This is a genomic window from Halomonas sp. DP8Y7-1 (genome assembly GCF_019801685.1).
Lineage (GTDB): Bacteria > Pseudomonadota > Gammaproteobacteria > Pseudomonadales > Halomonadaceae > Halomonas > Halomonas litopenaei_A.
The window spans coordinates 63,823-78,217 of record NZ_JAHVIN010000014.1 but is presented as its reverse complement, the minus strand read 5'-3'; the positions used below and the strand labels follow the sequence as shown (position 1 = coordinate 78,217).

At 62.3% G+C, this 14,395-nt stretch carries 12 protein-coding genes and 1 tRNA gene; 10 read left to right on the top strand and 3 right to left on the bottom strand.

Features of this window, described 5'->3' with window-relative positions; translation table 11 throughout:
• Positions 1 to 110: 110 nt before the first annotated feature.
• A complete protein-coding gene (locus KUV41_RS17230; protein WP_315900607.1) occupies positions 111 to 986 on the bottom strand; it encodes a c-type cytochrome in 876 nt (291 codons plus the stop codon).
• 243 nt (positions 987 to 1,229) lie between these two features.
• Here KUV41_RS17230 and KUV41_RS17225 point away from each other — a divergent pair.
• A tRNA-Arg gene (locus tag KUV41_RS17225) sits at positions 1,230 to 1,306 on the top strand.
• Positions 1,307 to 1,515: 209 nt separating this feature from the next.
• On the opposite strand, the gene KUV41_RS17220 is transcribed toward KUV41_RS17225, so the two are convergent.
• Positions 1,516 to 3,498 carry a nitrate- and nitrite sensing domain-containing protein gene (locus tag KUV41_RS17220; protein WP_222486874.1) on the bottom strand — a complete coding sequence of 661 codons (1,983 nt, stop codon included), beginning with the start codon at positions 3,496 to 3,498 and terminating at the stop codon, positions 1,516 to 1,518.
• Positions 3,499 to 3,934: 436 nt separating this feature from the next.
• On the opposite strand from KUV41_RS17220, the gene KUV41_RS17215 reads away from it, so the two are divergent.
• The 5 genes from KUV41_RS17215 (at position 3,935) to KUV41_RS17195 (ending at position 9,194) form a co-directional block, all read left to right on the top strand.
• Complete coding sequence (locus KUV41_RS17215; RefSeq protein ID WP_206941943.1) at positions 3,935 to 4,912, top strand: DctP family TRAP transporter solute-binding subunit; 978 nt, start codon at positions 3,935 to 3,937, stop codon at positions 4,910 to 4,912.
• Positions 4,913 to 4,917: 5 nt separating this feature from the next.
• Complete coding sequence (locus KUV41_RS17210) at positions 4,918 to 5,406, top strand: TRAP transporter small permease (protein WP_206941941.1); 489 nt, start codon at positions 4,918 to 4,920, stop codon at positions 5,404 to 5,406.
• A complete protein-coding gene (locus KUV41_RS17205; RefSeq protein WP_222486873.1) occupies positions 5,403 to 6,686 on the top strand; it encodes a TRAP transporter large permease in 1,284 nt (427 codons plus the stop codon). Before KUV41_RS17210 ends, KUV41_RS17205 begins: the two co-directional genes overlap by 4 nt.
• A 5-nt stretch (positions 6,687 to 6,691) precedes the next feature.
• Complete coding sequence (locus tag KUV41_RS17200; RefSeq protein WP_222486872.1) at positions 6,692 to 7,435, top strand: HpcH/HpaI aldolase/citrate lyase family protein; 744 nt, start codon at positions 6,692 to 6,694, stop codon at positions 7,433 to 7,435.
• 64 nt (positions 7,436 to 7,499) lie between these two features.
• Entirely contained in the window at positions 7,500 to 9,194 is a 1,695-nt protein-coding gene (locus KUV41_RS17195; protein ID WP_315900606.1) for a thiamine pyrophosphate-binding protein, read from the top strand.
• A 36-nt stretch (positions 9,195 to 9,230) separates the two neighbouring features.
• On the opposite strand, the gene KUV41_RS17190 is transcribed toward KUV41_RS17195, so the two are convergent.
• Positions 9,231 to 10,238, bottom strand: coding sequence for a LysR family transcriptional regulator (locus tag KUV41_RS17190; protein WP_222486870.1), 1,008 nt, complete (start codon positions 10,236 to 10,238; stop codon positions 9,231 to 9,233).
• Positions 10,239 to 10,626: 388 nt separating this feature from the next.
• On the opposite strand from KUV41_RS17190, the gene dctP reads away from it, so the two are divergent.
• The 4 genes from dctP to KUV41_RS17170 all read left to right on the top strand — a co-directional run bounded on the left by dctP (position 10,627) and on the right by KUV41_RS17170 (position 14,246).
• Positions 10,627 to 11,640 (top strand): TRAP transporter substrate-binding protein DctP, encoded by a 1,014-nt coding sequence (gene dctP, locus KUV41_RS17185; RefSeq protein WP_206941931.1) that lies wholly within the window; start codon positions 10,627 to 10,629, stop codon positions 11,638 to 11,640.
• A 13-nt stretch (positions 11,641 to 11,653) separates the two neighbouring features.
• On the top strand, positions 11,654 to 12,181 hold the full coding sequence (locus KUV41_RS17180; protein ID WP_206941929.1) for a TRAP transporter small permease: 528 nt from the start codon (positions 11,654 to 11,656) through the stop codon (positions 12,179 to 12,181).
• Between the two features lie 3 nt (positions 12,182 to 12,184).
• Complete coding sequence (locus KUV41_RS17175; RefSeq protein ID WP_206942559.1) at positions 12,185 to 13,489, top strand: TRAP transporter large permease subunit; 1,305 nt, start codon at positions 12,185 to 12,187, stop codon at positions 13,487 to 13,489.
• A gap of 94 nt (positions 13,490 to 13,583) precedes the next feature.
• Positions 13,584 to 14,246: an RraA family protein gene (locus KUV41_RS17170; protein ID WP_222486869.1), complete on the top strand. Its 663-nt coding sequence runs from the start codon at positions 13,584 to 13,586 to the stop codon at positions 14,244 to 14,246.
• The last annotated feature ends 149 nt before the right edge of the window (positions 14,247 to 14,395 follow it).

Below are 14,395 nucleotides of genomic sequence, written 5' to 3'. Positions count from 1 at the left end.
AAATGGTTGCGGTGAAGGGTAGCGCCAACGACGGCGGGGCGCCCTTGGGCGCCCCGCCGCATCTCGTGATGAGATAGCCAGTCATGAGCTGGCCAGTGATGAGTCAGCCCTTACTGAACCATGTAGTGAACCGCGGCCTTGATCTCATCGTCGGACAGGCTCGGATTGCCTCCCTTGGGCGGCATGGCATTGAAGCCGTTGATGGCGTGGTCGTACAGGGTCTCGAAGCCCTGGGCCAGACGCGGCTCCCAGGCGGCAGCATCACCGCGCACCGGGGCGCCAGCGATACCCGCCTCATGGCAGGCCATGCAGATACCACCATAGACCGCAGCGCCGTCAATGGCGGCAACAGCGGGATCCATCTCCACTGCAGCGCCGTCAGCTGCCGCTTCGTCGTTTGCTGTCTGGTCGTCCGCTGCCTGGTCTTCCGCTGCAGGATCGCTGGCGGCGGTGTCAGCGGCAGCCGTGTCCTCAGCCGCCGTCTCTTCTGACGCGGTAGCGTCTGCTGAGGCATCTTCGGTGGCAGCGGCGTCGGCTGCCGGCACGTCCATCACCGGTTCCACCAGGTAGGCCACCGCTGCATGGACTTCCTCGTCGGACAGGTTGGGGTTGCCGCCGCGGGCAGGCATGGCATTGAAGCCATTCAGCGCATGATCCAACAGCGTTTCGAAGCCTTTGGTGGTGCGCTCGGCCCAGGCGGCTTCGTCGCCGCGCTTGGGCGCGCCGGCGACGCCGGTATCATGGCAGGCCATGCAGATGCTGCCATAGACGGCTTCGCCGTCGGCGCCACCCGATGCACCTCCGCCGTCGCCCCCTGCTGCCGCCATGGCCGCGCTGCCGCAGTCCTGGCCCTCGAGGCAGAGCGATCCCACCGGTGCCAGGCGCTCGGCCATGGCGTCCCGTGCGGCGTCGTCCTGCGCCATTGCCTGGCTTGTGGCCAGGCCCAGGGTGATCAGGCACCCCAAGATCAGCTTGCTGGATTTCACTCTCACCACCTCTAGTGACGGTCTACTGAATCACAGTTTTTGTATCGGTGGCGCCGAGCTCTTGATACCCCCTCGCCGGGCGTCACGCTGTGCCGGCAGTATAGCGACAACGCTGAAAGCGGGAAAATGCCCCACCCTGGCGCAAAGGCGCGCGATAGCCCGTAGCGTGCGCCATCGGGTGGACACTGAGTGGCGCCCGATGTAGGATATGGCTCGCCGTGTGGCAGCTGTCCACGGCATCGCGCGCCCTTAGCTCAGCTGGATAGAGCGTTGCCCTCCGGAGGCAAAGGTCAAAGGTTCGAATCCTTTAGGGCGCGCCATAGAATTCAAAGGCTTACGACACGTTCGTAAGCCTTTTTTCGTTTCGGGAGAAGGGGCGTTTCAGGCTTGCTGGCGGTCCTTCTGAGCTGTGCAGAGCAAGGCTTTCATACGCGTCCCATCTGCTTGAAACAGCGGGTTTTCTGATCGAAAGAGCACGTTTTGCTCGATGTTTGACCTGACCGAGAGTCAGCGCTTTCGATGATCCAGGTCATGTTTGTAGTGACGAAGACGACGCATCTGTCAGCAGTGAGGCGCTGTCCGTCCTCAAGTGGCTGGCCGAGTCGTCTACCTTGAAGCGCCCCACCAATGCGGCCATCTCACGGGCGCGTTGATCCAGCGCCTGGCCTGCCGCCGCCACCCTTACCACAAGGTTGGCGTTTTGCTGGGTCACGTCTTCCAGCTGTGCCAGTGCCTGGTTGACCTGCTCAATGCCCAGAGACTGCTCGCTAGCGGCGATCGATATTTCGGAGACCAGCGTCGCCGTGCGTTGGGCATGCTCCGAAATGGTGTCCAGGGCCTCGCTGGTAGATACCACCAGCTGCTCCCCCCGATTGACTCGCTGCGTGTTCGTGTTGATCAACTGGCGGATGAGGGTGGCCTCTTCGGCACAACGACTGGCGAGCTTCTGGACCTCCGAGGCCACCACGGAAAATCCTCGTCCTTGATCACCGGCACGTGCCGCTTCGACAGAGGCGTTAAGGGCAAGGATATTGGTCTGGAAGGCAATATCGTCTATCGCTTCCACGATCTTGGTGACCTCCTTGTTGGCGTCACGTATGTCTGCCATGGCCTTACGGGTCTGGGCGGCATTGTGGCTGACGTTGCTGGCTCGACTGGCCACCTCTCGGGTCATTGCCTGGGCCTGCTGAGCGGAGTCCGAGGTCTGTTTCACGGTCGCCGTGATCTGTTCCATGCTGGAAGCGGTCTCGACCAGTGAGGCGGCCTGCTGTTCCGTTCTGCTGGCCAGGTCCTGATTGTCCCGGGCAATCTCGCCACTCACCGCCTCGACGGCACTGGAGCCGTGCTTCAGGTTGATCACCAGGCTCGCCATGTTGCTCAAGGCGCCGTTGAAGGCCCGATACAGTGTCGACAGTTCATCGGCGCCAGCCACCTCCAGGCGCTTGGTCAGGTCATCTTTCTGCTTGCTGATCTCCGCCACCGCGGTCGACAGTGTCCGCACCACGCTGCGTGCCGTGATGAGCGAAAAGGTCAGGGTGATGATCACCACCGCCAGCATGGCAAGCCCTTGGTAGATCAGTTGCTCGAGGGCTTGTTGCTGAAGGTGTTCGGTCGTCTCGTAGAGTGTCTGCTCGGTGTTCATGGCAACGTCTTTCAGGCCATCGATAAAGGCTGTCTGGGCGTCGAACCAGGTGTGGGGATCGATACCGAAGCCACCATTGGTCGACTTGTCGAAGACCACCTCGCGCATGGTGGCGAGCTCTGTGCCCAGAGGACTGTCGAGCAACTCCTGCAGCGCGAGCTGGCTGTTCTGGGGCGACAGCTCAAGGAAGTTCTTCCTGTGGACGTCGGATTTCACGATCAGCGCGAGGAGCTTTCTGAACATGCTGGTCGACAGGGAGTCGGCGCTGAAGGCAGCGGCCAGCACCGCACGCTCGATCCCGGCAAGCTCCTTGATGTTCAGCAGATCGTAGTAGGCAGTCAATTGCCGCGAGACGTCGCCCTGATCAATGCCGAAGGTCTCCTTGGCGACGATGTCGATCAGCGCCTCGTTGATCGCGCTGTAAGCATCCGTGACGTCCTCGGCACTTGCCGCGAGGTTGTCTGCACGCTGGCGCAGCTGGTCCGTCTCTTGGAGCAGGCCCAGTGCATGCTTGACCTGCGCCTCAACCCTGGCGTCGTGCTGAGAAAAGTCGATCGCAGCGACATGGTCGTTAAAGGCATCTGCTTCGACGCTGGTTGCCTGCCGCTGTCCAGGCAGCTCCGTGCGGTAGTTGATGCCATGGCTGCTGACAAACGCAGCGGTCATGCCCCGCTCACGCTGAAGCTGATGCACCAGGTTGCCCGCATATCTGCTGAGAGTGGCCATCTCCTGCAGATCCTCCATCTCGGCAACGACTGCCTTGCGGTCCATGACCGTCGTGATGGTGATCCATGTGATGGCTAACAAGGGAATAGACAGCACGAGGAGGAATTTACCTCCCATGCTCAGGCGATTGAGAAGTGATGTCATGGGTACGGGCTCGCGATGAAAGAGTGCTATCGCCTGCCGCAGGGAGGAAGAGGCGAGTGCTCACTTCCCCCATGACGGCTGCGAGTAGCGGTGATGCGAGGGTTATCGACCTGTGATGAAGCAAGGTTGAGGAGCTTGTGCCATTGCCGCTGGGGGGCGTGATCTGAGTCAGCGGAACGGGCTTTTTACACCGAAGAGGTAGTGCGTTTTCTTCACCGGTAGCGTTAGCCGTCGCCGTGTCGCAGCGCGTTGTCCTGGCCGTGGAGCAGCGGGTGGCCGACATGCAGTGACGGTCTTGAATAAGCCATGCTTATTCAAAGAATAAAATCTCGAAAATTGTCTTATACATCCCCCTGTCCGACTCTCTTGTGATGCCGGTAGGCCTGCGTCCTGCTGGTCCCGTTTCCCACAATCACAACATCACTCGGGCAGACTCATGAACTCAAGAACACTTGGTGTGCTGGCGCTTGGCGCCTTTGCCGGACTGTCTTCTTCCGCTCACGCTCTCGATATCAAGCTGGGCCACGTGCTGGCACCCACCCATAGCTGGCATATCGCCGCGGAAGGCTTCGCCGACGACGTGCGCGAGGCGACCGAAGGGCGCGTCAATTTCCAAGTCTTTCCCAGTGGCCAGCTCGGCAACGAGAAGACCATGGTGGAAGGCATGCAGATTGGCAGCGTTCCGGCCGGAGTCATCGGGTGCGGCTCCTTCCAGCCGCTTGATGCACGCTTTGGCATCGTCGAGCTGCCCTATTCCTGGGCGGACCGCGAAGACGCCTATGCCGCCTACGACGGTGACCTGGGTAGCGCGCTGGAAGAGATCGCCGCGGGCTACAACATGAAGATTCTGTCCTGGTGGGAAAACGGTTTCCGCCACGTCACCAACAACCGCGCCCCGGTGGAAACGCCCGAGGACCTGGCCGGCCTCAAGATTCGGGTGACTCCGGACAAGATGCGCCTGGACACCTTCACCGCCCTTGGCGCGAGCCCCGCTCCCCTGTCCTTTGGTGAACTCTACTCAGCACTCCAGCAAGGCGTGTTCGACGCTCAGGAGAATCCGCTGTCCATCATCCACTCCTCGTCGTTCTTCGAGGTGCAGGACTATGTCTCGTTGACCGGACATGTCTGGGCGCCCGCCTGCCTGACCGTTGCCAATACGGTATGGCAGCGACTGTCCGAGGAGGATCAGACGGTCGTCCAGACGCTGGCGAACCAGTGGCGGGATGAGCAGCGTCGCATGACCCAGGAAGATGACTCGCGCCTGGTGGCCGAGCTCGAAGCAGAAGGCATGAGCGTCAACCAGGTCGATACCGCGCCCTTCAATGCGGCGGTACAGGGTGTCTGGTCAGACTACGAAGACGTGTTCGGCAGCGAGCTGATGGGTCTGGTCAAGCGCTATCGTGAAGGTCAATGAGCCCCATGGGACTCGCGACCCTCGCTCGTTTCGTCTCGCGCCTGAGCCTGGCGCTTGCCGGTATCGGTGCCGCCATGCTGGCGGCACTGGTGGCCTACTCGGTGTTCATGCGCTGGGTGGTAGGGGCACCGCCACACTGGGCAGAAGAGCTGCCCCAGCTGGTACTGGTTTGGACGGCTCTGCTGGCCGGAATCGCCTGTACCCACAAGCGCAGCCATCTGAATGCCGGTCTGCTGCCGCTGTTGGTCACTGCCCCTTCACTACGCCGCGTGATCACGCGCATGACCGACCTGTTGCTGTTGGTCATGCTGCTGATACTGGCCAAGGCCGGGTGGGACCTGGCCTGGTTGACCATGTCCCAGACCACCACCGCGCTGCAGCTGCCGGCCGGGCTGGTCTACCTGTCGGTCCCGGTCTGCTGTGGGGCGATGGCGTTGATGCAGTGTGGCCACGTGCTGGCCCCAGCGCCGGTGACTGAGGAGCGTGCATCATGACCCTGGGAGCCCTGACCCTGGTGGGCGTTTTCGCCCTGGCCATCCTGATCGACATTCCGATTGCCTTCGGCCTGATCCTGGCGGTGCTGTCGTACCTGCTGATGTTCGGTGCCGCGCCAATGATGGTATCGGCCCAGCAGTTCGTGGCCGGCATGGAAAGCTTCACCCTGCTCGCCATTCCGCTGTTCGTGCTGGCCGCCCAGCTGATGAACCATGCAGGTCTGACCCAGCGCCTGGTGCGCCTGTGCATGGCTCTGGTGGGCGATATCAAGGGCGGACTGGCGGTAGTGGCGGTGCTGGCGTGCATGATGTTCGGTGCGCTGTCTGGCTCCGGCGTGGCTGACGTCATTGCCATCGGCAGCATGCTGCTGCCGGCGATGCAGCGCAGCGGCTATCACCGTGGCTTCAGCAGTGCCCTGGTCGGTACTGCCAGCTCCATCGGTACGGTCATACCGCCCAGCATCGTCATGATTGTCTACGGTACGACCTCCAACACCTCCGTCGGCAAACTGTTCATGGGCGGCGTGATCCCCGGAATGCTGCTGACCCTGGCCCTGGTAGGCGTGGCCATCTACGTCTCTCGGCGCAACGGCTGGAGTGGCGGCACCCGGCCCGAGCCAGGCGAGCGTCGCCGGGCATTCATTGCCGCCTTGCCGGCCCTGCTGGTACCTGTGCTGATTATCGGAGGCATTCGGTTTGGCGTCTTCACGCCTACCGAGGCGGCTGCCTCGGCCATCGTCTACGCGCTGATCGTCGGCACCCTGATCTACCGCAGCCTGAGTCTCAAGGACATCGTCGACAGTGTCATCGCCACCGCCGAGACCTCCGGGGCGATCCTGATCATCATCGGGGCGGCCGGCATGTTTGCCTGGGGTTTGACCTACGAGCAGGTGCCCCAGGCCATCGCCGCGCTGATTGGTGACATCACCGACAGCCGCTACGGCGTATTGCTGCTGCTGACCGCCGTGTTGCTGGTGCTCGGCTCCTTCATGGAGAGCATCGCGATCATCATCATTGTCACCCCTATCGTGATGCCGCTGCTCGGTCAATATGGCATTGACCCGGTCCACTTCGGGGTGCTGCTGACGGTGAATCTGGCGATTGGTGCGAATACTCCGCCACTGGGTGTCGACCTGATGGCTGCCTGCCGTATTGCCGGTATCAGTGTCATGGAGTCGCTGCGCTATCTGGGACTGATGCTGGGGGCCATGGTGGCGGTGCTGCTGCTGATCACCTTCGTGCCGGACATCGTCCTGTTCCTGCCCAACTTGATGGAGTGACCGTCATGAGTGCCACGACGTCGATCAGCGCTCCTCTCAGCGACTGCCGTAGCTGGCTGTTCGTGCCAGGACATGACCCGCAGCGTCTGGAAGAGGCGCTGGCAAGTGGCGCTGAGGCGATCATTGTCGACCTGGAGGAGTTCACCCCCGCGCCGCAGCGGTCCCGTGCCTGCATCGACTTTGCGTCCTTTGCCGAGCGTTGCCGTCAGCGGGGGCGCCTGCCCATGGCGCGCATCAACCCGCTGGCGCAAGGCGGTGATGGCGAACTGGCGGTGCTGATGCGTGGGCTGCCGGCCGCCATCTTTCTGCCCCAGGTCGAGTCGTCCATGGACGTCGTGCTGCTGGCGATGGCCATGGCACGGGAAGAGCGCCGCGGCCGCCTGGAGCAGGGGGCGACGGCGCTGATTCCGACATTGGAGAGCCGCGTTGGCGTGCAAGCCGCCCAGCACATCCTCAAGGCCAGCCCAAGAGTCACGGCGGCGCTGCTGGGTACCGGCGACCTGTCTCGGGACCTGGGGGTGGCCGCCGACGCCGACGTGAGTCACCGCGTCCAGGTGCTGGCCCCCTGGCGCGAGCGCTTCTTCGCCGCCTGTGCCGAGGCCCAGTGCCTGGCCATCGATGGCCCATGGCCCTATCCGCAGGGCATCGACGACGATCTCGCCTGGGCCAGGTCCCGTGGCATTCGCGCGCGCTGTGTGGTGCTGCCAGACCAGGTGGCCACCGTTCATCGCGTCCTCGGTGACGCCTGAATTGCCTTTTCATACCAACAACGATATCGAGAACTCTGACATGAGCCAGCCAGCGACAACTGCCGTGACTTCTGCCTCTCAACCACGCCGCAACGGTGGTCAGATCCTGATGGATCAACTGCGGTTACACGGCGCGCGCCGAGTCTTTCTGGTGCCTGGTGAAAGCTATCTACCGTGCATTGATGCCTTGAACGAGCACCGTGGTGCCATCGACCCCATCGTCTGTCGACAGGAAAGCGGCGCGGCCTATATGGCCGAGGCCTACGGCAAGCTGACCAACGAGCCCGGCATCTGCTTCGTCACACGAGGACCCGGAGCCACCAACGCGTCCATCGGCGTGCATACCGCTTACCAGGACTCCACGCCGATGATTCTGTTCGTCGGCCAGGTGGGGAACGATTTCGTGGAGCGTGAGGCCTTCCAGGAGATCGACTACCGTCGCATGTTTGGCCCCATGGCCAAGTGGGTGGCGCAGATTGATGCCACCGATCGCATCCCCGAGTACATTGCCCGAGCCTACCGTGTGGCCACCAGCGGTCGACCGGGGCCGGTGGTGCTGGCGCTGCCCGAAGACACCCTGTGGGGCGAAGCGGAGGTTGCTGACGCCCGGCCCATGGCAGCCTTGCATAGCTATCCCTCACGCGATCAGTTGGCTGAACTGAAGGCACGCCTGGCCGAGGCCGAGCGTCCCTTCCTGTTGATTGGCGGCAGCGGCTGGACGAGCGAGGCCCAGGCGCAAATGGTCGCCTTTGCCGAGCGCTTCGACTTGCCGGTGGGTGTCGCCTGGCGCCGGCTGGAATGCTATGACCAGCACGATGAACGGTTCGCTGGACATGTCGGCTTTGCCATGGATGATGCCCTGCGCGAGCGCCTGAAACACAGCGACCTGCTGATCGCTGTCGGCACTCGCATGGGGGAGGCGACCAGCGAAGGCTACTCCTGGATTCAGTCGCCGAGTCCCCGCCAGACGCTGGTGCATGTCTATCCGGACCCGGAGGAGTTGGGCCGGGTCTATCATGCTGACCTTGCGATCAACGCTGACGTGGTCGGATTTGCCAGCGGCCTGGACGCGCTGACCCCTGATGCGCCGCCACGTTGGGCCGAGCAGACCCGTGCCGCCCGTGCCGATTATCTGGCCACCCTTGAGCCGCAGCCCGCGCCGGGACCGCTGAGCCTCGACCGTGTCGCTTGTAGCGTGGACCGTCGGCTGCAGGGACAGGGCTGCGTCACGGTGGGGGCAGGCAACTACGCGCTTTATGCCCACCGCTACGTGCGCTTTTCCGGCCTCGGCAGTTCACTGGCGCCGACCGTAGGGTCAATGGGCTACGGGCTGCCGGCCGCGATCTCATACAAGCTTGAATACCCTGATCGTCCTGCCGTGTGCTTCGCCGGCGACGGCTGCTTCCAGATGAACCTGCAGGAGCTGGGTGTCGCACTGCAGTATGGCGTGGGTATCGTGGTGCTGGTGTTCAACAACGGCATGTGGGGCACCATTCGCGCCCATCAGGAAAATGACTTTCCGGGACGTGAGATTGCGCTGACCTTTACCAACCCGGCGTTTACCACCCTGGTGGAGTCCTACGGTGGCCTGGGCGAAGTCGTTGACCGTGACGAGGACTTCGACGGCGCCTTTGAGCGTGCTTTGGCCTACGCCGAGCGTGAGCGGCGCCCAGCCCTGATCGAGCTGCGCTACGAAACCGACGGCATCGCCCCCGGTAAACGTCTAAGCGCGATTCGCGAGGCGGCCCTGAGCCGGTGATAGCCCTGCTTATCGCCCCGCTTATCGCGCAGATGGCTAGCCTGGGTCGTCGGGGGTGAGCGAGGCGGCGAGCGGAGTCAAAGCGGCATCGGCCATGTCGATACCGGTCGTCAGCCGAGCTTCCATCGGCACCTTGGCCATGCAGGTCTGAAAGAACTCGATGAAGGTCGTCTCGGCAACACTGGCGCGACCTTCACGATGCCACATCACGTGCAGGTCGATGTCGGCCACGCCGGCGTAGGGCGGCAATGGCCACAGGTCGCCGTCCGCGACCTCTCGGGCGACCAGGTGTTCCGGCAGACAGCCGATGCCCCATCCCGCCATGACCATGCGCTCGATTTCCTGCAGGCGACTGGACTGGCCTACCACCGGGCCCTTGAGACCGTGCTGGGCGCGAAACACGGCCAGCGGCGACAGCACTCCGTCGAGCTGTTCGCTACCGAAGGACACGTAGGCCTCACGCTGGAGTTCGTCCATCGGCAGGTTGTCCCTGCCGAACAGCCGATGGCTGCGGCCACAGAACAGGCGATAGCGCTGACGGGCCAGAATCTGGCTGTCGAGATTATCCGGGCAGCCCTGGGCCAGACAGATGCCCAGGGCGCTCTGGCGCTGGGACAGCACATGCTGCACCTCCTGACTGGACATGTCCTCGATCTCGAAGGTGATCTGCGGATAGCGACGATGGAAGGCGGCCAGCACGCTGTCGAGAAAGCGACATTGAATGCCGGTGATAAACGCCAGTGAGACGTGGCCGGCGACCTCGGGATCCGCCTCTCCCACCGATGCCGCCAGGCGCGCTACGTTGGCGTAGATATCCACCGCCTCGCGATAGACCAGCTGGCCCGCCTGGGTCACCCGAAAGCGATGGCTGTCGCGCTCGATCAGCTTTTGCCCGAGCCGCTCCTCCAGGCGTTTCAGCGACAGGCTGACCGCCGGCTGCGACAGATACAGGCGCACGGCGGCCTTGCTGACGCTTTCTTCCTGCACGATGACGATGAAGGTACGTAGCAGATTCCAGTCCAGAGTATCGTGAATCGGCCGCATCGCTGGCTCCTTTCGCTATGGTGGGCGTTGTTGTTGATATTGGGCTTGTCATCGCTGCTGGCATCGCTGTTGTTGCTGTTGTGAGCGATGCCGAGGGCACGGACACCAGACGTGGCATGACGCCCTGGCGCATCGGTTGCACCTTTTTGGTGATTTTTCCGCTGTGGCTCAGCTTAAAATGCGCCGTTACTTCTAGCGAGTTTATGTGTGTATTTTTTTGCATAAATCACATAAATTCTAAGTATTAAAAATCGAAAAACTCCGTGGCCTGATAGTCGTTGACCCTGGCGTCGTGCCCTGACTAGATTGAAAAGGTATCCAGGAACCTTTTGCCAGGCACCTCCCGCCTCGGCCACGGATGATAACAACCATAATCGCGAGGAAACCCATGAACCGCTCCCTGTCCCGACTCTCCCGCTCTCTGCTGACCGTGTCAGCGCTGTCGCTTTCAAGCCTGACCCTGTCCGCCGTTTCGACGCCTGCCGAGGCGACCGACCTGCGTATGCTGTCGAGTTATGATCTGACGTCGGCCTACACCCGTGAAGTCGCCCAGCGCTACATCGACAAGGTCCAGAGTGCCAGCGATGGCGACGTCAACATTGCCCTCAATGGACCCGATGTGGTGCCGCCCTTCGAACAGCTGCAGCCGGTCTCGGCAGGGGTGTTCGACCTGCTCTACACCCATGGCGCCTACCACACGAACACCACTGGCGTCGGTGCCGCCATGGACGGTGTCTTCGTCGACCCTGCCAAGACTCGTGAATCCGGGCTGTGGGACTTTATCGACAGTGAATACAACGCGCTGGGCCTGAAGCTGCTGGCCATTCCCCCGCTGGGCTCCAGTGGCTTCCAGTACATCCTCAAGGATCCCATCGATGGCACGCCTGGACTGGAAGGGCGACGCCTGCGCGGCAGCCCCACCTACACCAACGTGACCCAGGGCCTGGGGGGCACCCCGGTACTGATGTCCAGTGGTGACGTCTATTCCTCCCTGGACCGTAACGTCATCGACGGTGCTGCCTGGGGTCTCAACGGCGTCGAGGACCTGGGCTGGCATGAAGTGGCGGGGTATTTCTCCAAGCCGACCTTCGGCCAGACCTACACCTACCTGCTGATGAACCTCGATACCTTCAACGGACTCGACGACGCTGAGCAAAGCGTTCTGCTGGCCCAGGGCGAAGCGCTCGAGGCTGAGATCGCCGGAATCCTCGATCAGCTGGCCGTGGAAGAGTGGGAGCGCCTGAAGGAGCTGGGCATGCAGGAAACCGAGTTTGCGCCGGAAGACGCCGAGCGGCTCGACGCCCTGGTGACCGAAGGCATCTGGCAGCTCGGACTCGACAAGTCCCCCGAAGCGGTCGCCAAGATGCGTGAGATCGCTGAAAGCAACGACATGACCCCCTAAGCGGATGGCACCCATGCTGGCTACCCTTGCCCGTTGGCACGATGGCCTCACGCGATTCGGCTTTTACCTCGGCGGTGCCACCTTGTGTGGCATCGTCGTGTGCTTCTGGATCGAAGTGGTGGCCCGCTACTTTTTCAATGCTCCGACCCTGTGGTCGAGTTCCATCGTCGCCTACTGCCTGTGTCTTTCCGCCAGCCTGGCCATGCCTGAGCTAGCTCGCACTCGCGGTCATATCGCGATCAGCGTCGTTCAGGACAGCCTGCCGGCGGCGCGCCAGCAGGGCTTCGAGCGCGTGACGGCGCTGCTGACCGCTGCGGTCTGTGGACTGGCGGCGTGGATGCTGATCAGCGAAAGCGCCCGCCAGCTGGCGAGTGGCACCACCACGGCCATGGGGCTCGACATCCCCAAGGTCTGGGTATCGAGCTTTATCGGCTACGGCTTCACCAACACGGCGCTGCATTTTCTGCGACGCGCGGTGTTTCCCGCCACCGTCGAGTGGCCCAGCGACACCCACGGCGACAGCCCACAGCAGGAGAGCTAGGTGATGGAGTGGTATGTGACCCTGGGCGTGGCCATCGCCCTGCTGATGGGATTGTTTGCCTTGGGCGTGCCGGTCTTCGTGGCGTTTCTGGCGATCAATGTGGCCGGCACGTTCTGGCTGATGGGCAGCGCCGGCTTCGGCATGTTCGCCAACAGTGTGTACGACACCGTCACCTCGGAGACGCTGACGACCATCGCACTGTTTGTGTTGATGGGGGAGCTGCTGTTTCGTTCAGGCTCCATAGACGTCATCTTTGACTCCCTGGACACCCTGATGGGGCGCATCAAGGGACGTCTCTATTTCTTTGTCGTGGCACTATCCACCTTGTTTGGTGCCCTGTCGGGGTCGGCCCTGGCGGTGACGGCCATGCTCAGCCGTTCAGCGCTGCCGACGATGCAGCAGCGCGGCTATGACGACCGCCTGTCGATCGGCCTGATACTAGGAGGGGCCGGCCTTGCACCGATCATTCCGCCGAGCCTGCTGGTCATCATCATTGGCTCCATGGTCGATGTTTCCATCGCGCGTCTGCTGATCGCTGGCATCATCCCGGGGATGCTGCTGGCCGGGCTGTTCGTCACCTATGTGGTCGTGCGCATGCTGCTGGATCCGTCGCGGGCCCCCGCGGTGGATGACTCCGGTGGCGGTAACTGGCGACAGCGAGGGCGTGCCCTGGCCAACATGGCGCCGTTCTCGATCATCATCTTCTCGGTGCTGGGGCTGATGATGCTGGGGGTGGCGACACCTTCTGAGTCCGCTGCCACGGGGGTGCTCGGTGCCATTGTGGTGGCCATCTACTACCGCAAGTTCAGTCTCAAGATGGCAGGCCAGGCGTTGCTGTCGTCGTTGTCCATCAGCGCCATGATCATCACGATCCTGGCCTGCTCCAAGCTGTTCAGTCAGCTTTTGTCCTTTACCGGGGCAACCTCGGGACTTGTCGCCGCGGCGACCGCCATGGACCTGAATGCCGGACTGATGCTGCTGCTGTTGATGCTGATCCCGTTGATTGCCTGCATGTTCATCGACCAGATCGCCTTCATGATGGTGGTGATTCCCATCTATGCACCGCTGGTCAAGGCCTATGGCTTCGATCCGGTATGGTTCTGGACGCTGTTCTTGATCAATCTGGCGGTGGGCAGCCTGACACCACCCTTTGGCTACAACCTGTTTGCGGTCAAGGGCGGGGCGCCGTCGGTGTCGATGCCGACCATCTATGCTGCTGCCTGGCCCATCGTGCTGTGCTTCCTGCTGGGCATGTTGCTGCTCTATTGGGTGCCGGCGTTGATCACCTGGCTACCCAGCTTGATCTGATCCTGGCGTTACCTACTCAACCGGCCTCAGCGGCCCTCAATCATCATTGCAAGCCGTTATTGTGGTAGTTACGTAATGGCATTACGGGAGTTACATGTACACCATTGCTGATCTTCCTGCCCCACTGGAGGGAGCCCGTCACGAGCGCCTGCTGATGTGCGAGACCGCCACCATCGGCCATTTCCGCGAGAGCGGCTTTATCGATCCCGAGATACGCTGTCAGCTCGATGAGGTGCGTATTGCCGGCGTGGCCGTCACCCTGTCACTGCCACCAGGGGATGGCACCCTGCTCAACCATGCGATGCGTCTGCTGCGCCCGGGAGACGTCCTGGTGATTGACCGTCAGGGCGACCGACATCACGCCTGCTGGGGTGGCGTACTGACCGAAGTTGGCTCTCGTCTGGGACTGGCCGGGGTGATCATCGATGGCACCGCCACGGACCTTGCGACCATAAGGGCCAAGCGCTTTCCGGTGTGGAGTCGCGGTGTTTCGTCGTTGACCACCAAGCTTGCCAACCAGGGCGGCGCGATGAATCTGCCGGTCAGCGTCGGCGGTGTAGTGGTGTCAGCGGGAGATGTGGTACTGGCCGACGAGAATGGCGTGGTGGTCATCCCCCCCTCGGAGGTCGATGCAGTGATCGATCACACCCTGGAGTTACAGCGGCAGGAAGAGATCATCCTGGAACGTCTGGCCGCTGGCGAGTGCCTGCCAGATATCAGCGGTGCTTCTGCCCTGGTGAACGCCGCCACGGTGTGATGGGCTTCAACGCCAGCTAGCCCTGTAGCGTGGTCGATGAAATCGGCACCAACACAGCCAGGAACACGGGTAGGAACATAGCCAGGAAAATAGCCAGGAACATAAGCAGGAAGTGAAAGTACGGCGTCTAGACCCTTCAGGCCGCTTCC